Annotated in this window: 19 protein-coding genes and 2 pseudogenes; 11 read left to right on the top strand and 10 right to left on the bottom strand. The window is 72.6% G+C overall.

Features of this window, described 5'->3' with window-relative positions:
- Positions 1-151 precede the first annotated feature (151 nt).
- On the bottom strand, positions 152-289 hold the full coding sequence (locus AB0903_RS25940) for a methionine/alanine import family NSS transporter small subunit (RefSeq protein ID WP_366706693.1): 138 nt from the start codon (positions 287-289) through the stop codon (positions 152-154).
- Positions 289-1,821, bottom strand: a complete 1,533-nt coding sequence (locus AB0903_RS25935; RefSeq protein WP_366706692.1) for a sodium-dependent transporter — start codon at positions 1,819-1,821, stop codon at positions 289-291. The genes AB0903_RS25940 and AB0903_RS25935 overlap by 1 nt, the downstream gene beginning before the upstream one ends.
- Positions 1,822-1,973: 152 nt before the next feature.
- On the opposite strand from AB0903_RS25935, the gene AB0903_RS25930 reads away from it, so the two are divergent.
- Complete coding sequence (locus AB0903_RS25930; protein WP_366706690.1) at positions 1,974-2,804, top strand: MerR family transcriptional regulator; 831 nt, start codon at positions 1,974-1,976, stop codon at positions 2,802-2,804.
- A 33-nt stretch (positions 2,805-2,837) separates the two neighbouring features.
- Here the strand turns inward: AB0903_RS25930 and AB0903_RS25925 are convergent, their stop codons facing one another.
- Positions 2,838-2,972 (bottom strand): hypothetical protein, encoded by a 135-nt coding sequence (locus tag AB0903_RS25925; protein ID WP_366706688.1) that lies wholly within the window; start codon positions 2,970-2,972, stop codon positions 2,838-2,840.
- Between the two features lie 165 nt (positions 2,973-3,137).
- On the opposite strand from AB0903_RS25925, the pseudogene AB0903_RS25920 reads away from it, so the two are divergent.
- Positions 3,138-3,200: pseudogene (locus AB0903_RS25920) on the top strand (hypothetical protein); the annotation flags it as partial.
- A gap of 53 nt (positions 3,201-3,253) precedes the next feature.
- Here AB0903_RS25920 and AB0903_RS25915 read toward each other — a convergent pair.
- The 4 genes and pseudogenes from AB0903_RS25915 to AB0903_RS25900 form a co-directional block, all read right to left on the bottom strand.
- A complete protein-coding gene (locus AB0903_RS25915) occupies positions 3,254-4,267 on the bottom strand; it encodes a DMT family transporter (protein ID WP_366706686.1) in 1,014 nt (337 codons plus the stop codon).
- 245 nt (positions 4,268-4,512) lie between these two features.
- Positions 4,513-4,904: pseudogene (locus AB0903_RS25910) on the bottom strand (2OG-Fe dioxygenase family protein); the annotation flags it as partial.
- The gene (locus AB0903_RS25905) at positions 4,805-5,482 is read right to left on the bottom strand and encodes an argininosuccinate synthase domain-containing protein (RefSeq protein WP_366706684.1); all 678 of its coding nucleotides are present in this window, start codon (positions 5,480-5,482) and stop codon (positions 4,805-4,807) included. The gene AB0903_RS25905 and the pseudogene AB0903_RS25910, both read right to left, overlap by 100 nt.
- Positions 5,455-5,601 carry a hypothetical protein gene (locus tag AB0903_RS25900; RefSeq protein WP_366706682.1) on the bottom strand — a complete coding sequence of 49 codons (147 nt, stop codon included), beginning with the start codon at positions 5,599-5,601 and terminating at the stop codon, positions 5,455-5,457. Before AB0903_RS25900 ends, AB0903_RS25905 begins: the two co-directional genes overlap by 28 nt.
- A 159-nt stretch (positions 5,602-5,760) precedes the next feature.
- Here AB0903_RS25900 and AB0903_RS25895 point away from each other — a divergent pair, with 159 nt between their 5' ends.
- Complete coding sequence (locus AB0903_RS25895; protein WP_366706680.1) at positions 5,761-6,726, top strand: WYL domain-containing protein; 966 nt, start codon at positions 5,761-5,763, stop codon at positions 6,724-6,726.
- On the opposite strand, the gene AB0903_RS25890 is transcribed toward AB0903_RS25895, so the two are convergent.
- Positions 6,717-7,634: an SDR family oxidoreductase gene (locus tag AB0903_RS25890; protein WP_366706678.1), complete on the bottom strand. Its 918-nt coding sequence runs from the start codon at positions 7,632-7,634 to the stop codon at positions 6,717-6,719. The two genes, AB0903_RS25895 and AB0903_RS25890, sit on opposite strands and share 10 nt — an antisense overlap.
- Before the next feature lie 132 nt (positions 7,635-7,766).
- Here AB0903_RS25890 and AB0903_RS25885 point away from each other — a divergent pair, with 132 nt between their 5' ends.
- Positions 7,767-8,288 carry a DUF4240 domain-containing protein gene (locus AB0903_RS25885; RefSeq protein WP_366706699.1) on the top strand — a complete coding sequence of 174 codons (522 nt, stop codon included), beginning with the start codon at positions 7,767-7,769 and terminating at the stop codon, positions 8,286-8,288.
- Between the two features lie 82 nt (positions 8,289-8,370).
- Positions 8,371-10,653, top strand: a complete 2,283-nt coding sequence (locus AB0903_RS25880) for an MMPL family transporter (RefSeq protein ID WP_366706676.1) — start codon at positions 8,371-8,373, stop codon at positions 10,651-10,653.
- Between the two features lie 107 nt (positions 10,654-10,760).
- Here the strand turns inward: AB0903_RS25880 and AB0903_RS25875 are convergent, their stop codons facing one another.
- A complete protein-coding gene (locus AB0903_RS25875; RefSeq protein ID WP_366706675.1) occupies positions 10,761-11,264 on the bottom strand; it encodes a GNAT family N-acetyltransferase in 504 nt (167 codons plus the stop codon).
- 43 nt (positions 11,265-11,307) lie between these two features.
- On the opposite strand from AB0903_RS25875, the gene AB0903_RS25870 reads away from it, so the two are divergent.
- Both AB0903_RS25870 and AB0903_RS25865 read left to right on the top strand, forming a co-directional pair.
- Positions 11,308-12,207, top strand: coding sequence for a TIGR01777 family oxidoreductase (locus tag AB0903_RS25870; RefSeq protein WP_366706673.1), 900 nt, complete (start codon positions 11,308-11,310; stop codon positions 12,205-12,207).
- A gap of 346 nt (positions 12,208-12,553) precedes the next feature.
- Positions 12,554-13,912, top strand: coding sequence for an NAD(P)/FAD-dependent oxidoreductase (locus AB0903_RS25865; RefSeq protein WP_366706671.1), 1,359 nt, complete (start codon positions 12,554-12,556; stop codon positions 13,910-13,912).
- Positions 13,913-14,475: 563 nt separating this feature from the next.
- Here the strand turns inward: AB0903_RS25865 and AB0903_RS25860 are convergent.
- Complete coding sequence (locus tag AB0903_RS25860) at positions 14,476-15,930, bottom strand: regulator (RefSeq protein ID WP_366706669.1); 1,455 nt, start codon at positions 15,928-15,930, stop codon at positions 14,476-14,478.
- Positions 15,931-16,226: 296 nt separating this feature from the next.
- On the opposite strand from AB0903_RS25860, the gene lipB reads away from it, so the two are divergent.
- From lipB to AB0903_RS25840, 4 genes are all read left to right on the top strand, one after another.
- The gene (gene lipB, locus AB0903_RS25855) at positions 16,227-17,072 is read left to right on the top strand and encodes a lipoyl(octanoyl) transferase LipB (RefSeq protein ID WP_366706667.1); all 846 of its coding nucleotides are present in this window, start codon (positions 16,227-16,229) and stop codon (positions 17,070-17,072) included.
- Between the two features lie 121 nt (positions 17,073-17,193).
- Positions 17,194-18,237, top strand: coding sequence for a lipoyl synthase (gene lipA / locus AB0903_RS25850; RefSeq protein ID WP_366706665.1), 1,044 nt, complete (start codon positions 17,194-17,196; stop codon positions 18,235-18,237).
- Between the two features lie 235 nt (positions 18,238-18,472).
- Entirely contained in the window at positions 18,473-18,691 is a 219-nt protein-coding gene (locus AB0903_RS25845) for a hypothetical protein (RefSeq protein WP_366706663.1), read from the top strand.
- Between the two features lie 9 nt (positions 18,692-18,700).
- The gene (locus AB0903_RS25840; protein WP_366706661.1) at positions 18,701-19,408 is read left to right on the top strand and encodes a DUF4191 domain-containing protein; all 708 of its coding nucleotides are present in this window, start codon (positions 18,701-18,703) and stop codon (positions 19,406-19,408) included.
- The last annotated feature ends 138 nt before the right edge of the window (positions 19,409-19,546 follow it).

The following is a 19,546-nucleotide window of genomic DNA, read 5'->3' as shown; positions in this document are numbered from 1 at the left end:
GGGGGGGGGGGGGGGGGGGCCCCCCGGCGGGGGGGCGGGGGGGCGGCCGCGGTCCGGGGGCGGCCGCCCCGGGGGGGCCCCGGGGGCGCGCCCCCCCCCCCCCCCCGGCCCGCCCCCACGCCTGTTTCTGATGGTGCGCCGCAGGGGCGCCTCACTCGGCGGGACGGACTCCCGGCGGCGGCTCCTCCGGCTCGGGTGCGTGCCGCCGCAGTCGGACGATGGCGGCGACGAGACCGCCCCACACGACGGCGATGGCGATGATCATCATGATGATGGCGCTGGTCGACATCAGCGCTCCTCCTTGTCGGCGGATGACTCCAGGTCGAGGTCGCTGTCCTCACCGCCGGCCTTCCAGGGCAGCAGCGTGAGGATGACGGCGACGACGAGCGCGCCGATGGCGACGCTCCATCCCGCGGTGAGCAGGAAGCCGGTCGAGTAGCCCTCGTAGTTCTCGTCGAACTCCGTGCGCAGGCTGTCGACCATCATCCAGCCCAGGACCAGCGGGGTGATGACGCCGAGGCAGATGCGCCACCAGTGGCCGAGACGGATGGCGGACGTGGCGTCCGCGTTCTGCTGGAGCGCCGGCAGCTTGCGCAGCACCCAGGCGATGACGACCAGGGCGACCAGGGCCGCGAGCGCGATGCCGTACTGGTTGATGAAGTGGTCGGAGGCGTCCAGCAGGAAGATCCCGTCGTCGGTCGGGAACAGCAGGATGGAGATCAGGGCCACCAGGCCACCGACGCCGAGCACCGCGGGCACCCGGCGCATGCCGGTGCGGTCCTGCACCGCGGAGACGACCACCTGCACGATGGAGATCAGGGACGAGAGTCCCGCGATCACCAGGGAGCTGAAGAAGAGCACTCCGAAGAGGCCGCCGAGGGGCATCTCCGAGATGACGGCCGGGAACGCGACGAACGCCAGGCCGATGCCGGCGCTCGCGACCTCGCCGACCGGCACCCCCGCCGCCGTGGCCAGATAGCCGAGCGTCGCGAAGACGCCGATGCCCGCGAGGATCTCGAAGGAGCTGTTGGCGAAGCCCGCGACCATGGCGGAGCCGGTGAGGTCCGCGCGCCGCCCCAGGTACGAGGCGTACGTGACCATGATGCCGAAGCCGATCGACAGCGAGAAGAAGATCTGGCCGTACGCGGCGACCCACACACTTCCGTTGGTCAGTTCCGACCAATTGGGTGAGAACAGGGCGTCCAGACCGCTCGCCGCGCCGTCCAGCGTGAGAGCCCGGATCACCAGGGCCACGAAGAACACGACGAGCAGCGGGATGAAAATCTTGTTGGCGCGTTCGATGCCGCGCCGGATGCCGAACGTCAGGATGGCCAGCACGACCACCCACACCGCGATCAGCGGCCAGAGCACGCCGGACACATAGCTGGAGATGACGCCGGGGGTCTCCGCGGTCTCGAGGAAGTCGCCGAAGAGGAAGCCCTCGGGATCGTCGCCCCACTGCTGTCCGACGGAGAAGCCGACGTAGCGGATGGCCCACGCGATGATGACCGCGTAGTAGGTGGCGATGACGAAGGAGATGACGACCTGCCACCAGCCGATGACCTCCGCGGGCCTGGACATCCGGCGCAGTGCGACCGGCGGCGACATCCGGTACTTGCGGCCGATCGTGTACTCCATGATGAGCAACGGGATGCCCGCGGTGAGGAGGGCGATCAGGTACGGCAGCAGGAAGGCGCCGCCGCCGTTCTCGTAGGCGATGGCCGGAAAGCGCCAGATGTTGCCGAGCCCGATGGCCGAACCGATGGCGGCCATCAGGAACCCGGCACGCGTGGCCCACTGTTCACGTGGCTGCTGCGTCATATGCGTTCCTCGGGTCTTCTGATGGGGACGTGCTCCAGAACTGGCCTGTTTTGCACCGTAGCTCGGGAAGCACATCCCGGCGACAGCGTCGCAGGGCCTCACGGGTGATGCTTGACCCTGACACCGTGTGAAGCCGTGGACTGGGAGACGTCATGTTCACCATCGGAGACTTCGCCCGGCACGGCCGTGTGTCCGCCCGGATGCTGCGTCACTACGACGCGGTCGGGCTGCTGCGGCCGGAGCACACCGACCCGTTCACCGGATACCGCTACTACTCCGCGGCCCAGCTCGCCACGCTCAACCGTGTCATCGCCCTCAAGGATCTCGGCTTCACCCTTGCGCAGGTGCGGCAGATCCTCGAGGAGCGGGTGACCACGGAGGAGTTGCGCGGGATGCTCAAGCTGCGGCAGGCGGAACTGGAGGAGTCGATGTCCGCGGCTGCCGCCAGGCTGGCCCAGGTCGAGGCGAGGCTCCGGTCGATCGAGAGCGAGGGCCGCATGCCCACCCAGGACGTCGTCGTCAAGAGCACTCCGGCCGTACGGGTCGCCGTGCTGTCCGCCGTCGCGGCGAGTTACGCCCCCGAGCACATCGGACCGGTGATCAGCCCGCTGTACGACCAGTTGTTCACCCGGCTGAAGGCCGCCGGGGTCACCCCGGCCGGCCCCGGCATCGCCTACTACGAGGACGCGCCGGAGGGCGGCGGTGCGGTCCTGGTGCACGCCGGGTGCACCGTGTCGGCCGGGCAGGAGCCCGGCCGGGTCCCCGGCAGGGACTTCGAGGTCGTCGACCTGCCCGCCGTGGAACGGGCGGCGACGATCGTCCACCGGGGGCCGATGGACACGGTCATGCCGACGGAGCAGACCCTGGCCCGCTGGATCGACGCGGGCGGCCACAGCTCGGCCGGCTATGCCCGCGAGGTCTGTCTCGAGTGCCCTCCGGACAAGGAGAAGTGGGTGACGGAGCTCCAGGTACCACTGGGCTGACGTCCCGCACCGGGCCGAGGCCGGTGGAACGGCTCAGTGCGGGTCCCGCGCCCGGCAGACCGCGTCGAGCCGTGAGATGCGCCAGCCGTCCCCGATCACCCCTCCGCTCACGGCCAGCAGTGCGCCGGAGCGGGCGCGTACGGCGGCGGACAGAGCCGGGCCAGTCACGTGCCCGTGCTGCGCAGCGAGACGCTGGTGGAGGTGTTCCGCGGAATCTTCGAGCACTGCTGGGCGGCCGCGAGCGTCCTGACCGACGGCGGCCCCGGACCGGACCCGGCGCCCGAGGGCGACGCGGCATGGCAGCCGACGGGCAGGCATCGCGAGCTGCTGCGGATGCTGCCGGGCGGACTGACGGACGAGGCGATGGCCCGCAAGCTCGGCGTCTTCGAGCGTACGGTCCGCCGCCTCGTCTCCGAACTGACCGAACGGCTAGGCGCGGCCAGCAGGTTTCAGGCCGGTGTGTGTGTGCCGTCCGCCTCGGCTGGCTCAACGACTGACGCCGGCGCGGCCTCAAGAGCCCCGGCCTGGGACTCCACCGTTTTCTCCTCGGGCGGGGCCTCGGCCGGTACCGGATCGGCCGCCGTCCGCCCCCACGCCGTACCGGCGAGGATGAGTACGACCCCGAACAGGCCCAGCCAACCCGGCCGGTCCCCTGCCAGCGTGATACCGACGACGGCCGCCCACACCGGCTCCGTACCGAGCAGCAGGCTGACCCGGGACGGGGAGGTGCGCCGCACGGCCCACATCTGCACGAAGAAGGCGAACAGCGTGCAGAACACCGACAGGTGCAGGAGCAGCAGCCAGTCGCCGAGCCCGAACTCCGCCGCGGCCGCCCACGGCATCGCGCCCGTGCCGGGCACCGCGCACAGCACGGCGAACACCAGCACCGCGCCGCTCAGCTGAACCGTCGTCAGCGACATCGCGTCCGCGCCCTGCACCGACCGCATCCGCGACATCGCGAGCACGTGCCCGGTACGGGCGACGGCGGCCCCGAGCATGAGCAGATCACCCGGCGACGGCTCGGTGAAGCCCGCTCCCTGGGTCAGCAGCACCACGCCGAGGACCGAGAGTCCCGCCGCCGCGACGAACGACCTCGGCAGTCCGGTGCCGCGCATCCGGCTCTCGGCGATCGGCGTGAAGATCATGGTGAGGCTGATGATCAGCCCGGCGTTGGTCGCCGAGGTGTGCACGACCCCGTACGTCTCCAGCAGGAAGATCCCGGCGAGGATCAGCCCGAGGATCCCCGACCCGCGTATCTGCGCGCCGCTGAGCGCGCGCAGCTTCCGCCATCCCGTGATCGCGAGGACGGGCAGCACGAGCGCGAACCGCAGTACCAGGACCGCCAGGACGGTCTGGCTCGTGGTGACGCCCTTGGCGGCGAGGTAGCTCGAGCCCCACACCACTGCGACCAGCAGTACGGGCAGATCGGTCAGCCAGGCACGGCGGGCCGCAGTGACGGTCATCGGGGGGCTCCTCGGCACGAGATGTTCAGCGGAAGGCGTACGGCCGTGCGGGGCGTACGGGGTGGGGCAAGGCGGGCGTACGGGGTGGGGCCGGACGCTCAGCGCGCGGTGCAGGCGATCACCAGTACGTCGCGGTGGGCGGCGAAGGCGGGGTCCGCCGGGTGCACCGGGGTCACCGGGGTCACCGGGGTCACCGGGGTCACCGGGGTCACCGAGTGCAGCATGCGGCGGTCGTCGCCCAGCAGCAGGTCACCGGGCTGGGACAGCGTAGCCGTCAGCAGATGCTCGCCCTCGTCCGTGTAGACGCCGCTCTCACCGCCGCTGACATTGTGCGGTTGATCATCAGCGAGGTGATGAAGGTGACGCCGTCGCGGTGTCGGCCTTCTGGCGCGGGCTGCCCCTGCTGGTCGGCGGAGGCGTTGATCCGGTACGGGTGGAGCTTGACGTTCCAGGTGTCCGTACCGTCCACCGCCATGAAGATCCGCCCGAGTTCGACGAGGACGGAACGCAGCAGCGGGTCGTCGGTGAAGGCGGCCGTCAGCGGAACGAAGAGGCGTTCGATGCCGCCGTTGAGCGGGTTGATGTCCGACTCCTGGCGGTAGGGCGCGTGCGGCAGCAGGGTGAGGGCCCCCGCCGCCGCGTCGAGCGTGGTGCGGAGTCCGACGCGGCGGCGGTCGGCCTGCTCCAGGTGTACATCTCCTCCGGGACCTGGTGCATCTCGGGGTCGTCGAGGATGCCGGACTCGAACTCCCGGCACCACAGGTTGGAGTCACCGCTCACGATCCGCCCGGCGAGGAGATCGAGGCCGGCGGCCCGCAGCTCGGTGGGCTTGTCGTCGCGGGTGACCGGGTCCAGGTCGTACGCGCTGCCGAAGGCTCCCTCGTAACCGAGCAGTGACAGCGCACCGTTGAGACGGCGCAGGGTGTTCTGCGAGCGGTCGGCGGTGTGCAGTACCGCCTGCGCACCGAGCGCCCGGGCCAGTTCGACCGCGGACTTGGCGATCAGCGGGCGGCTGAGCGTGGAGCTGACCGGGTGGATGCCGAGGTGGACCGCCTGCGCGGCGATCGCGGGGCCCACGTACTGCCCGGCGAACTCCTCACGCCGGTCCATGATGTGGATCGTGGCACCGAGCGCCTCGGCCACCTGGCGTTTGTACGCGCTGGACTCGTCCTCCCCGATGTCCACGCTCACGGCGTGCACCTCGCGGATGCCCATGCGGCGAGCCGCAGAAGCAGATACGAGCTGTCGAGACCGCCGCTGAACAGGGTGACGACGGGGCGGCCGGGATCCAGGGACTCGAGCTGCGAGAAGGAACGGATGAACGGGGACGGCATGGGGTCTCCAACCTCTGCGCTGATCACGGGGGAGACGTTTCCGCACGGTCGCCCCGCCCGGCAATGCGTTCCCCGCGTCCGAGCCCGGCCATGACCGGACCCGGAAACGGGTCCGTTCCCCGGCGGCCGTCCCGGGGCCGGACCGGCGACAATGCGTTCATGCGTGCCGCCCGGCTGATCAAGATGGTGCTGCTCCTGCAGTCGAGGCCCTCGATGACGGGGGCGGAGCTCGCTCGGGAGCTGGAGGTGTCGGAGCGCACGGTCACCCGGGACGCGCTCGCCCTGTCGGAGGCCGGGATCCCGGTCTACGCCGACCGCGGCCGGACCGGCGGGTACCGGCTGATCGGGGGCTACCGCACCCGGCTCACCGGACTCGGGCGCCACGAGGCGGAGGCCCTGTTCCTGTCCGGACTGCCGGGCGCGCTGCGGGACATGGGGCTGGAGGACGCGGCGTCGGCGGCGCGCCTGAAGGTCTCCGCGGCGCTGCTCCCCTCGCTCAGCGACGCTCCGGAGTCCGCGGCCGGGCGCTTCCATCTGGACGCGCCGGGCTGGTACCAGGAGCCGGAGACACCTGCGCTGCTACCGGTGATCGCGGAGGCCGTCCGGGACGACCACCGCATCCGGGTGGTGTACCGGCGCCGGGACGCCGACGTGGTCCGGGAGCTGGAGCCGTACGGGCTCGTGCTGAAGGCGGGTGTCTGGTACCTGTGCGCCCGGTCCGGCGGCGCGCCGCGGGTGTACCGGATCGACCGGTTCTCGTCCGTGGAGGCGGGCGAGGAGCGGTTCGAACGCGACGAGAGCTTCTCTCTGCCCGCGTTCTGGGCGGATCGGGCGGCGCAGTTCGCGCGCTCCATCCTGCGTGCCGAGGTCGTCGTCCGCGTGACGGAGGACGGTGCCGGCCGGCTGCCGTACGTGACGGACCGCGCCGCCGCGCAGGAGGCGCTGGCGGCGGCGGACCCACCGGACGCGCGGGGGCGGGTGACGGTGACGCTTCCGGTGGAGTCCCTGGACGTCGCGTACAGCCAACTGCTGGCCCTGGGGCCGGACCTGGAGGTCCTCGGACCGCGGGAACTGCGGGCCCGGTTCGCGCGGGCGGCCGCCGGGCTGCGGGACCTCTACCTGTAGTCGTCGGCCGCCGGCGTCCCGCCCGCCCGCTCCGCCAGCATGTAGCCCCACACGTCGGGCCGGCTGCCGTCCGCGTCGGTGACGCCGTACTCCCTGGCCAGTCGGCCGCTGTCGAGTGACCGGCCGTTCCAGCGGGCCCGTTCGGGGTCCGCGGCGAGGGCCGCGACGCCCCGGCCCACGTACACGGGCGACTCGGACAGTGCCCAGTGCTGCTGCTTCGTCACACCGTCGCGCCAGTTCTCCTCGGTGAGGCCGAAGATGTCGAGCATCTCCTCCGACCGGATGAAGCCGGGGGTGACCGCGACCGCCGTGCAGCCGGCGTCCTTCAGTTCCTCGCCGAGGATGAACGCCATCCGGATCGGGCCGTTCTTGGCGAGGTCGTAGTAGAAGTTCTCGCGGAACCCCTTGTTCGTCTCGGCGGTACCGTCGGTCACCTCGACGACCAGACCGCCCGGCCGACGCACGAGCAGGGGCAGCGCGATGCTGCTGGTGATGATGTGGCTCCTCACACCGAGGTCGAGCATCCGCAGTCCGCGCTCCAGGTCGACGTCCCACATCTTCGTGTCGAAGTCGAGGAGGTGGTTCCCGCCCCAGACGTCGTTGACCAGGATGTCGAGTCGGCCCTCCTCGCGGTCGACGCGCTCCACCAGGGCCCGCACCTCCTCCGGCCGGAGGTGGTCGGTGGGGACGGCGACGCCCTCGCCGCCCGCCGCGGTGACCAGGTCGGCGGTCTCCTCGATCGTCTCCGTGGGGCGGCCGACCTCGCTGACGTGTCCGCGGGTGGTCCGCCCGGTCACGTACACCGTCGCGCCCAGGGCTCCGAGTTGTACGGCGATGGCGCGGCCCGCGCCCCGGGTGGCGCCGGCGACCAGTGCGATGGAGCCGTCGAGCGGCTTGTTCTCCGTCATGGGCCGACCGTCCCACGGATACCGGACATCTCCTGTCCGGCTTTCGCCCGCCGAGCCCCCGGATTGCGAAACAGCCGCTTTTCGGCTGCTCCGCGTGCGCGGGCAGGTGCCAGCCACGATGCTGGACGCGTGATGGACGAGACGGAGTTCTGGGAGATCATCGACAGCACCCGCGAGGCCGCCGAGGGCGACCCCGAGGACCATGCCGAGCTGCTCGTCGAGCGGCTGCTGCAGCTCGACCCGGACTCCGTGCTCGATTTCGCGCGCCACTTCGAGGCCCGCTACAACCGCGCGTACACCTGGGACCTGTGGGGCGCCGCGGCGGTGTTGCTGGGCGGGGCGAGCGACGACGCGTTCGACTACTTCCGCTGCTGGCTGATCGGGCAGGGCCGGGAGGTCTTCGAGGGCGGGGTGCACGATCCCGACTCGCTGGCCGAGCTGCTGGACGAGTTCGACGAGGACATCGACGGCGACGGCGAGGAGCTCGGTTACGCGGCGGACGAGGCGTACGAGCAGCTGACCGGCGCGGACTCACCCGATCTGGGTATCCCCGTGCAGTCGACGGAGCCGGCCGGCACACCGTTCGACTTCGACGACGACGTGGCGCTGGCGGCACGGTTCCCGAAGCTGTGGGAACGGTTCGGCGGTCTCTGACGGCCCGTCGCCCCGGCCCGGGGCGTCACCCGTTTCCCCCGGACCGGAGGCCCGGGTGTCGGCGCCGGAATTCAATGAACCCATGTCCACACCGCGGTACTCTCCCGCCCCGGCCGCCCCACGTCACGGCAAGGGGCTGCTGCGGCGAACCGGCGAGTGGTGCGCCCGCCACTTCGTGACGGTCCTCGCCCTGTGGCTCGCGGCCGTGGTCGGTCTGCAGGTCCTGGACCGCGCCTACGGCGGCGACTACTCCGACGACTTCTCCCTTCCGGGCACCCAGTCGCAGGAGGGCCTGGACGTCCTCAAGGCCCATGAGCCGTCCGCCGGCGGCTACAGCGCGCAGATCGTGCTCCACGACTCGGCGAAGCCGCTCACCGAGGTGAGCGGCCAGATGTCGACTGCGGTGACCGCTCTCGGGAAACTCCCCCATGTGCTCTCGGCGCAGAACCCGCTGCCCGCGCCGGGCACGGAGCCGCCGGAACCGCCGGCCGGCACCCCGGACGTCGGGCCGCTCTCCGCCGACGGGAAGACCGCGTACATCACCGTCCGGTTCGACGTCCAGCCCTCCACCCTCGAGGACTCCTACCTGGACGGCGTGGACTCGGCGGTGCAGCCGCTGCGTGCCGCCGGAGTGCAGGTGGAGTACGGCGGCACACTCGGGGAGCTGGCCCGGCCGGAACCCGACGACCGGACCAGTGAGGCGATCGGTTTCGCGGTGGCGATCCTGGTGCTGCTGATCGGCTTCGGCAGTGTGCTCGCGGCGGTACTGCCTCTGGTGACCGCGCTGCTCGCGGTGGTCTGCGGACTCGCCCTGCTGGGTCTGCTGGCCGCCGCGTTCACCTTCGCCACGGTCTCGCCGACGCTGGCCACCATGATCGGACTCGGGGTCGGGATCGACTACGCGCTGTTCCTGCTCACCCGCCACCGCCAGAACCTGATGGACGGCCGGGACCCGGTGTCCGCCGCCGGCCATGCCACGTCCACCAGCGGCAGAGCCGTGCTGGTCTCCGGCTGCACGGTCGTCATCGCGCTGTCCGGCCTGTGGGTGTCCGGCATCGGTTTCATCGGCAAGCTCGGCCTGGCCGCGGCCGTCACCGTCGTCACGGCGGTGCTCGGCGCGCTCACCCTGGTGCCCGCGATGCTCGGGCTGACCGGCCGGTGGATCGACCGGCTCCACGTACGTCGGCCCGTGGCCGAGGCCGAGGCGAAACCGGGCGAGGGGGCCCACGGCCCCTGGCACCGGTACGCGCAGCGGGTGGAGCGGCGGCCATGGTGGTTCCTGGCCGGCGGGACGGTCGTTCTGGCCGTCCTCGCGGTGCCGCTGTTCTCCATCCAGCTCGGGCACATCGGCGACGGCGCCGACCCGAGGTCGTTCACCGACCGGCGGGCGTTCGACCTGATGTCGAGCGCCTTCGGGCCCGGCTCCAACGGACCGCTGACGCTGGTCGTCGACCAGTCCGACGTGCCGCAGTCGGACCGCTCCGCCCTCGCCACGCAGGCGCGGAACGCGCTCACGAACGTGCCCGACGCGGCCACGATCACCCCCCTTCAGGCCACCTCCGACGGCGACGTGCTGATCTCCACCGCGTACTCCGTCGCCTCCCCGCAGGACGAGCGCACCACGCAGCTGGTCAACCACCTGGTCGACGACGTGCTGCCGCAGGCGGTGGCGGGCACCGAGGCCCGTGCCTACGTCACCGGTACGACCGCGGGACAGGTCGACTTCCTCGACATCGTCTCCAGCCGGCTGCCGCTGATCATCGCGGTGGTCGTCGGGCTGGCGTTCATCGTGATCCTGATCGTGTTCCGGGGGATCCTGGTGGCGGTGAAGGCCGCCGTGCTCAACGTGCTGTCCATCGCCGCCTCGTACGGCGTCCTGGTGGCCGTCTTCCAGTGGGGATGGGGCGGGCCGGCGCTGGGGGTCTCGGGCGAGGTGCCGATCGAGAGCTATGTCCCGATGATGATGTTCGCCATCGTCTTCGGCCTCAGCATGGACTACGAGATCTTCCTGCTCTCCCGTGTCCACGAGGCGTGGCTGCGCACCGGCGACCCGCACGCGAGCGTCGCACACGCGCTGGAGATCACCGCCCGGGTGATCACCTGCGCCGCTCTGATCATGGTCAGTGTGTTCGCGGCGTTCATCATCAGCGACAACATCGTGGTGAAGATGCTGGGGCTGGGTCTTGCCGCCAGTGTGCTCATCGACGCGACGGTCGTCCGGCTGCTGCTCGTGCCCGCCACGATGACCTTGCTGGGCAGAGCCGCGTGGTGGGCCCCACGGTGGCTGGACCGGCTGCTGCCTCATGTGGACACCGAGGGCGAGGGGCCAGTGGCCGCCGGGCGCGGGCCCGCCCCGCACTCGTGAGGGACCGGGCCCTCACGGCGGGCCTCCCGGCAACCACGGGGCGCCCTACCCCGCACTCGTGAGGGACCGGCCATCCCGGCGGGCCTCACCGGCACCCGCCGCACGCCCTACCCCGCACCCGTGAGGGACCGGCCCATCAGCACGTCGTCCACGTACCGCCCGTCGAGGTGGAACTCGCCCGGCAGCACGCCCTCGACGGCGAATCCCTCCGCCGCGTAGAGCGCCCGCGCCGGGGCGTTGTGGGCGAGCACGCGCAGGGTGATGCGCAGGGCGCCCTGCCGCCGCGCCTCGTCGCACGCGGCCCGCAGCAGGGCGCGGCCGACACCGCGGCCGCGGGCCCGGTCGGCCACGGCGAGGCCCTGGATCTGGCGGACGTGCCGGTTGCAGGCCAGCGGTGTCGGCAGGGCCAGGCGGATGTAGCCCACGACCGCCCCGTCGGCGTCCTCCGCGACGAGGAGCTGCTCCGGGCGGTGGTTCTCGTCGAAGAACGGGTCGAACGGCGGCTGGGGCCGCGGCGTCACGGCGTGCAGCGGCGACCAGGCGGCGCGGTCGAGTTCACCGAGCTCCGCGTCGTCGGAGAGCCGTGCGGGACGTATGTGCGATTCGGGCATGGCGTCACTGTGCCATGGAGGCGGCCGGAGGCAGGATGGGGTCATGCAACGATCTCGAATCGCCGTCACGGGTGCCTCCGGGCTCATCGGCAGGGCACTGGCGCACTCCCTGCGCGCGGACGGGCACGAGGTGGTGCGCCTGGTGCGGCGTGCCCCCAGGGCCGCGGACGAGGTCCGCTGGGACCCGGTGCGGCAGTACGTCGACGTGGCCGGCCTGGCCGGCTGCGATGCCGTCGTGCATCTGGCGGGGGAAGGGGTGGGCGAGCGCCGCTGGACGGAGGCGTACCGCAAGGAGATCCGCGACAGCCGCGTCCTCGGCACGGCCGCGATCGCGGAAGCCGTCGCCTCCCTGGACGTGCCGCCACGGGTGCTGGTGAGCGGAAGCGCGGTCGGCTACTACGGCGACACCGGCGGCCGGGCCGTCGACGAGAGCGCGCCGCCCGGGGACGGCTTCCTGCCCGACGTGTGCGTGCAGTGGGAGGAGGCCACGGCCGCCGCGCAGGAGGCGGGGGTACGCACGGCCCTGGCCCGCACGGGACTCGTGGTGGCGCGGCACGGGGGTGCGTGGGGGCGGATGTTCCCCTTGTTCAAGGCGGGGCTCGGGGGCCGGCTGGGCAGCGGTCGGCAGTACTGGAGCTTCATCTCCCTGCACGACACCGTGGCGGCGCTGCGGCACATCGTGGACTCGGAGTCGTTGTCGGGGCCGGTGAACCTCACGGCGCCCGAGCCGGTGACCAACCGGGAGGCGACGGCGGCGATGGGCCGGGTGCTGCGCCGCCCGACGCTGTTCGCGGTGCCCGAGCCGGCGCTGCGGGTGGCCCTCGGCGGGCTGGCGGAGGACGTGCTGAGCAGTGGGCGGGTGCTGCCGGGGGCGCTGCTGGGGTCGGGCTTCTCGTTCGCCTTCCCCCGTATCGACGACGCGGTCCGGGCGGCGCTCGTCTAGCCGTCCTGTCCGGGACGGGGGCTGCGCGGGGCGCTCTCCGGGCGGGGGCGCGGCCGGAACGGGGACTGCGCGCGAGGGGCTCGTCCGGCGGGGGCGGCACCTTCGCCCGACGGGCGGGGCGGCCGGGGCACCGGCACTCTCGTCCGGCGGGCGGGGCGGCCGGGGGCACCGGCCGCGCGGGGCGGGGTTCCGGGGGCGGTGTGCGCCCCCGCGCTCCGGTGCTCCGCGATGTGCGCTACCTCCACGGGCCGCACACCTCTTTAGTCTCGAACCGAACTCGGGTATTCCTCCGGCCTGTTGGGGGCATGAGCTTCCCACCAGCCGCGCCGACCTCGGGGAGGGGCACGTGCTCAGCACCGCTCATGATGCGGACGTCGTCATCGTCGGGGGCGGCATCGCCGGACTCTCGGCGGCCCACAGGCTGACCGGTGCGGGGGTCACCGTCAGCGTCCTGGAGGCCGCCCCCGCGGTCGGCGGAACGGCCACCACGCAGCTCGACGGGTTCCGGCTCGACCGGACGGGCCGGCTGCTCTGCACCTCGTACCCGGAACTGCGCCGTACGGCAGTGCTGCGCGACGCCGATCTGCGGATGTTCTCCCCCGGTGTGCTGGTCCACAGTGCGGGCCGGCTGCAGCGGACCGGTGAGGTCGGCGGGGCACGGTGGGGCCCGGTCCACGGCCGCCGGAGCATGGGGCGGGGATCGCCGTCCGGTGCCCAGGGCACGGGGGTCGCGTTCAGCGTCGCGCGTGCTCTCGCGAGCGCCCCTCGTCCCCGGCAGCTGGACCAGGCCCGGCTGGGCACCTGTCTGGCCCGTCTCGCCGCGACCCCGGTGGACAGCGTCCTCGCCCGGCCGGAACGTTCCGCCGCGGAGGCGCTGTACGGACGCGGGCTGCCCACGCGCACGGTGCACGGCTTTCTGCGCCCGCTGCTGTCCGCGCTGCTGGGCGACCCGGAGCTGACGAGCACCTCCAGCCGGTGCGCCGACCTGGCGCTGCGCGGGTACGCGCGCGGCCGCCTGTGCGCGCCGGCCGGCGGTGCGGCGACCCTGCCCGAACTGCTGGCGGCCGGGCTGCCGACGGGGTCCGTACGGACCGGCGTCCGGGTCACCGACGTCTCCACGACGTCCGTGACCACGGAGGAGTTCGGGCGGATCCACTGCCGTTCGGTGCTGCTGGCCACCGGGGCGCGGGCGGCGGCCTCGCTGCTGCCCGGGCTGCGGGTGCCCTCGTACCACCCGGTGACGGTCGTGCACCACACGGCGCCGCAATCCCCTCTCAGGGAACCGTCGCTGATCCTGGACGCCGACCGGAGCGGGCCCGTGTCGCACACGGCGGTGATGAGCGAGGTCGATCCGTCGCGGGCGTCGGACGGACGGGTGCTGATCTCGTCCACGGTCCTCGGCGAGCCGCCGGACGACCTGGACCGCCGGGTGCGGCGGCAGCTGGCGACGCTGTACGGCAGGCCGACGGACGACTGGGAGCTGCTCGCCGCCCACCACGACCCGGAGGCGGTCCCGGCGATGCCCGCGCCGCACGACCTGCGCCGGCCGGTGCGGGTGCTGTCCGGCCTCTACGTCTGCGGCGACCACCGCGACACGGGGACGGTCCAGGGCGCGCTCTTCTCGGGCCGCAGGGCGGCGCACGCGATCCTGAACGACTTCGGCATCCCGGCGGGCTCGGTGAAGCCGCTGGCAGCGGCGGCCTGAGCCGTGACGGGCGGGACGGGGCGGGGCCGCTGTGCGGGGCCGTTCCCACTCCGCCCCTTTCCCGAAACCGGGGCAAGCCCCGGGCCCCGCTCCGCGCCCCTGGCGGCCCGATACGGCGCCGCGGCATCCGTGCGCGACGGCCGACCGGGACCTCCCCACGGCGTCACCCCGCCCAGCCGGTGCCCCAGGGCCGGAGCCCGTGGGCCCACCACCCCCGGCAGGGCACGTTCGAGGTCCACCGACGACCGAACACCACTGACGCCACCCGGGCCCCGCACCGGCGACCGGGCCGCCCCGAGCCCCGCCGACGACGGCGCGGAGGTCGGGGCCGGGCCCGGAACCAGGCAGGCCGCGTGCCGAGCCCAGCCCACAGCTGTCCTGCCGCGTGCCAGGCCCGCCCACAGCTGTCCTGCCACGTGCCAGGCCCGCCCACAGCTGTCCTGCCGCGTGCCAGGCCCGCCCACAGCGGGCCCGCACCGGCGGCCGAGCCCCGCCGACGACGGCGCGGAGTCGGGCCGGAGCCCTGCCGACGCGGGCAGGTACCCGCCACCCGCGCGGCCGGCTCAGCTCAAGGCGGAGACGCGGTCGCGGTACGTGCGGACCGGGGCCGCGTCCCGGTACGGCTCCAGACGGCGTTCGAACTCGCGCACGTACTCCGTCGCCCGCACCGACCGCATCTCCGACGCCTGGAGCGCCGCCTCCGCCCCCAGCGCGCACGCCTGGTCCAGCTCCCCCAGCCCGAGCCGGGCGGACGCCAGGACGACCCGGCAGAAGAGGCGGCTGCGGGCGAAGGCGGGAGCCCGCAGCTGAAGGGAGCGTTCCGCGTGCTGCGCCGCGCTCCGGTACTGCCGCAGGTCCCGGTGGCAGTGGCCGAACTCGTCCGCCAGCTGCGCCTCGTCGAAGGAGCGCGCCCAGTACGGCACGTCGTCCCCGGGGCGCGCCGCCTCGAGTGCGCGCTCGGCCCGTACGAGCGCGGACGTACAGGCCCGGGCGTCGCCCAGCACCCCGTGCCCGCGTGCCTCGGCGCAGTGGAGGAGGGCCTGCACCAGCGGCGGCGCGGTCGGCCCCACGCCCTGCTGGGCGACCCGGGTCAGCTGCACGGCCTCCCGGCCGTGGCCGAGGTAGACGGCCTGCCGGCTCATGGTGACGAGCACGTACGAGCCGTAGGCCCGGTCCCCCGCCGCCTGGGCAAGCCGCAGGGCCTGGACGAAGTACCGCTGCGCGAGGCCGTGCGCGGCGATGTCGTACGAGGTCCAGCCGGCGAGCCTGGTCAGGTCGGCCGCCGCGGCGAACAGCCGCCTCCCGGTCGTCTCGCCGTATCTGCCGCGCAGCATCGGCTCGGCCTCGTGCTCCAGGTAGCGCACCAGCGCCTGCCTGGCGTGTCCCCCGCCGTACGCGTGGTCGAGGGCACGGAACAGCTCGCCGACCGAGCGCAGGGCGGCGATGTCTCCGCCGGAGACCTTCTGGCCGGGTGCCCGGTCGGTCGCGCCGCGCTGCCGGGGCACGGGCACTCTGGTGCCCTGCTGCGGCACCCGGCCCGACCCGGCGGGCGAGTCCGCCTCGACACGGCCCACCCGCTCGTCGGCGCGGCCGATCAGCCAGTCCCGGCTCGGCACGACCAGTCCGGCCGGGGTGAACGCGATCTTGCGGAGTTCGGCATGGCTGCCGGAGTCCTTGCGCCACAGCCCGCTGACGATGTCCACGGCCTCCTCGGGCGTGGCGGCGAACTCCAGCCCCGCGTAGACGGGGGCGCAGGCGTCGAGCCCCAAGTCCTGGGCCGAGAGCCGGCGGCCCAGTCTGCGGGTGAACACCTCGGCGATCAGCGCGGGCGTCGTGCCGCGCGGTTGCTGACCGCGGAGCCAGCGGGTCACGGACGTCTTGTCGTACCGGAGGTCCAGGCCGTGTTCGAGGCCCAGCTGGTCCACTCTGCGGGCGAGACCGGCGTGGGAGAAGCCGGCCTCCGCGATGAGCGCGGCGAGTTGCCGGTTGGGGGTGCGCTGGGTGGTCCGATCCGTCATCGGTGGTGGCGTCTCCTGCCTTCCGGGCCGGGAGCAGCCCATGGGGGTACCTCCTGGGGGTCCCCCAGGCGCAGCTCTGGGGGGAGAAGCCTTGGGGGGAGGAACGGCGCGAACTTAGCGGTCCTCCTCGACTGTTCCGCCACCTTCGCCCCAGATTCATCCGATCGTGTGAGGATTGACGGCGGCACTGACCGCGGCGCTGACGGGCACGACCTGCCCGGCCGCGGTGTTCACGCCCGCCGTACAGTGGCTGGGGCCCGGTCACCACCGGGCAGAGGTTCGAGGGAGGCACAGCCGTGAGTGAGCTGCGGTTCGTCCGACTGGGATTCGGCGAGGACGCCGTCGAGTACCGGGAGGCGTGGCAGAAGCAGCGCGAGGTCCACGCCTCCCGCTTCGCGGACGAGATCCCGGACACGTGTCTGCTGCTGGAGCACCAGCCGGTCTACACGGCGGGCCGGCGCACCGAGGACAGCGAGCGCCCCCTGGACGGGACACCGGTCATCGACGTGGACCGCGGCGGGAAGATCACCTGGCACGGCCCCGGCCAGCTGGTGGGCTACCCGATCCTCAAGCTCCCGCGCCCCGTGGACGTCATCGCGCACGTACGCCGCCTCGAGGACGCCCTGATCGCCACCTGCGCCGAGTTCGGTGTGGAGACGAGCCGGGTCGAGGGACGCAGCGGTGTGTGGGTGCTCGGCGACCCGGTGGAGGAGCGCCCGTCGTTCGGCGGCCTGTCGCTGGACTTCGACCCCCGGCTGCAGGACGACGAGTTCGACCCGCGGCTGAACGGTCCGGAGTACGCGCCGTCCAACGCGGGCCAGCGTCGCGAGGACCGCAAGCTCGCGGCGATCGGCATCCGTATCGCCAAGGGCGTCTCGATGCACGGCTTCTCGCTGAACGTGAACCCGGACAACACCTGGTTCGACCGGATCGTGCCGTGCGGCATCCGCGACGCGGGCGTGGCCTCGCTCGCGGGCGAGCTGGGCCGGGACGTCACGATCGAGGAGGTGCTGCCCGTGGTGGAGAAGCATCTGCGCCAGGTGATGGAGGCCGCGGTGCTGCTGCCGCGCGAGGTCGGGGAGGCGGCACCCGGGACGCCGGACACCGAGGCGCCGGCCGAGGCCGAGAAGGCGCCCGTCTGACGCCCGCCGGGGCCCGGAAGGAATGCCGGCCCCGGGCCACAGGTTGGCCGAACGTAAGGCCGCACTTTTAACGGGCGTACCCTGGTGTTCGCCGAAGAATCGAAGCTGTAGGGAGCCGGTCGTGTCCGCAGTCGCACCCGACGGACGCAAGATGCTGCGCCTGGAGGTCCGGAACAGCCAGACCCCCATCGAGCGCAAGCCCGAGTGGATCAAGACCCGGGCGAAGATGGGCCCCGAGTACAACCAGCTGCAGAAACTGGTCAAGAGCGAGGGTCTGCACACGGTCTGCCAGGAGGCGGGCTGTCCCAACATCTTCGAGTGCTGGGAGGACCGCGAGGCGACCTTCCTCATCGGCGGCGACCAGTGCACCCGCCGCTGCGACTTCTGCCAGATCGACACCGGCAAGCCGCAGGCACTCGACCGCGACGAGCCGCGCCGCGTCGGTGAGTCGGTCGTCACCATGGACCTGAACTACGCCACGATCACCGGCGTCGCCCGCGACGACCTGGAGGACGGCGGCGCCTGGCTGTACGCGGAGACCGTGCGCCAGATCCACGGGCAGACGGCGGACCGCGAGACGGGCCGCACCAAGGTCGAGCTGTTGATCCCGGACTTCAACGCGGTGCCGGAGCAGCTGGCCGAGGTCTTCTCCTCGCGCCCCGAGGTGCTCGCGCACAACGTCGAGACCGTGCCGCGGATCTTCAAGCGGATCCGCCCCGGCTTCCGTTACGAGCGCTCGCTCGAGGTCATCACCCGCGCCCGCGAGGCGGGGCTGGTGACGAAGTCGAACCTGATCCTCGGCATGGGCGAGACCCGCGAGGAGGTCAGCGAGGCGCTGCGGCACCTGTACGACGCGGGCTGCGAGCTGATCACCATCACGCAGTACCTGCGCCCGTCCGTGCGCCACCACCCCGTGGAGCGCTGGGTGAAGCCGCACGAGTTCGTGGAGCTGAAGGAGGAGGCCGACGAGATCGGCTACTCCGGGGTGATGTCGGGACCGCTCGTCCGTTCTTCGTACCGGGCAGGCCGGCTCTTCCAGCAGGCGATGGAGGCCCGCGCCGCCCGGACCGGCGCGGGCGGGACCGGCGCCGCACTGGCCGGTGCCGCTCAGGGCAGCGCTGCCGAGACCGGTACCGGCCAGGCCGGCACCGCCCAGGGCCTGTGAATTCAGGCACAAGAAACTACCGGCCGGTAATGGCCGAAGGGACGCGGTCCGCACCCTCCCCGCAGGTCGGGGCCCCGGTGCGGACCGCGCCCTCGTTCACCGGGCCCGCGGCGGAAGGAACTTGCCTTCATCAGCGTTTGACCGGCCGGTCACGCCCTGGTAACACCAATCAGTGACGCTGAACTCACGCACAGCTCCCGCTCATCACCACTCACCCCGAGGGGGAACCGCCACCATGCAGGCCGCGCCGGTACGCCACGTCAGGGCCAACCCGATCCCGTCCGTCACCGGCGCTCTGCGCGCCATGGAGTCCCTTCTGCTGAGCGGCGGCCAGCGCACCGCCCGCCGCAACGCCTGGTCGGCGGTGCTCGAGGACCGCCGCCGGGCCAAGGACCGGGTGGAGGCTCAGCACGTACTGGAGGCCGCGGCGACCCGCACTTCGCAGGCCACGTAAACTTCCGGTATGGCGAGGAAGGCAAATTCAGACAGCGCTGACGCTGCTGCGGAACCGGGGCGACTGAAGCAGATCGCTCTGACGTACAAGATGACCCGGAAGGCCGACCCGAAGGTCGGACTTGTCGTCGCAGGTGTGGGAATCGTCACCTTCGGTGTCTTCCTCGGGATCGGCTTCCTGATCGATCACCCCATCTACCTGGGCATCCTCGGCTTCGTGCTGGCTTTCCTGGCGATGGCGATCATCTTCGGGCGGCGCGCCGAGCGGGCCGCCTTCGGGCAGATGGAGGGCCAGCCGGGCGCGGCGGCCGCCGTTCTGCAGAACGTCGGGCGCGGCTGGACCACGACCCCGGCGGTGGCGATGAACCGCAACCAGGACGTCGTGCACCGGGCGGTCGGCAAGGCCGGCATCGTGCTCGTGTCCGAGGGCAACCCGAACCGGCTCAGGTCGCTGCTCGCGGCCGAGAAGAAGAGGATGAACCGCATCGTCGTGGACGTCCCCGTGCACGACATCATCGTCGGCACCGGCGAGGGGCAGGTGCCGCTGAAGAAGGTGCGCAGCACGATGCTCAAGCTCCCGCGGGTGCTCAGCGGGCCCCAGGTGACGGCGACCAACGACCGGCTGCGTGCGATGGGCGACCTGATGAGCAACATGCCGCTCCCGAAGGGGCCGATGCCCAAGGGCATGCGGATGCCACGCGGCGGCAAGATGCGCTGACGCGCCCGATGACGACATGAGGCGGGGGCCGGGCGTAGTGGGGGGCCCCCCGCATGTGGGGATAGGGGGGGTGCGCGCGAGGTGGCGGCCCGGGGGCTGCGCATGGGCGGTGGGCTGGGCGCCGGGGGGGGCGGCGTG

This window comes from Streptomyces sp. NPDC048389 (genome assembly GCF_040706335.1).
In the GTDB taxonomy this organism is placed as follows: Bacteria; Actinomycetota; Actinomycetes; order Streptomycetales; family Streptomycetaceae; genus Streptomyces.
The sequence above is the reverse complement of the archived record's forward strand: the minus strand, read 5'-3'. Positions and strand labels throughout refer to the sequence as shown.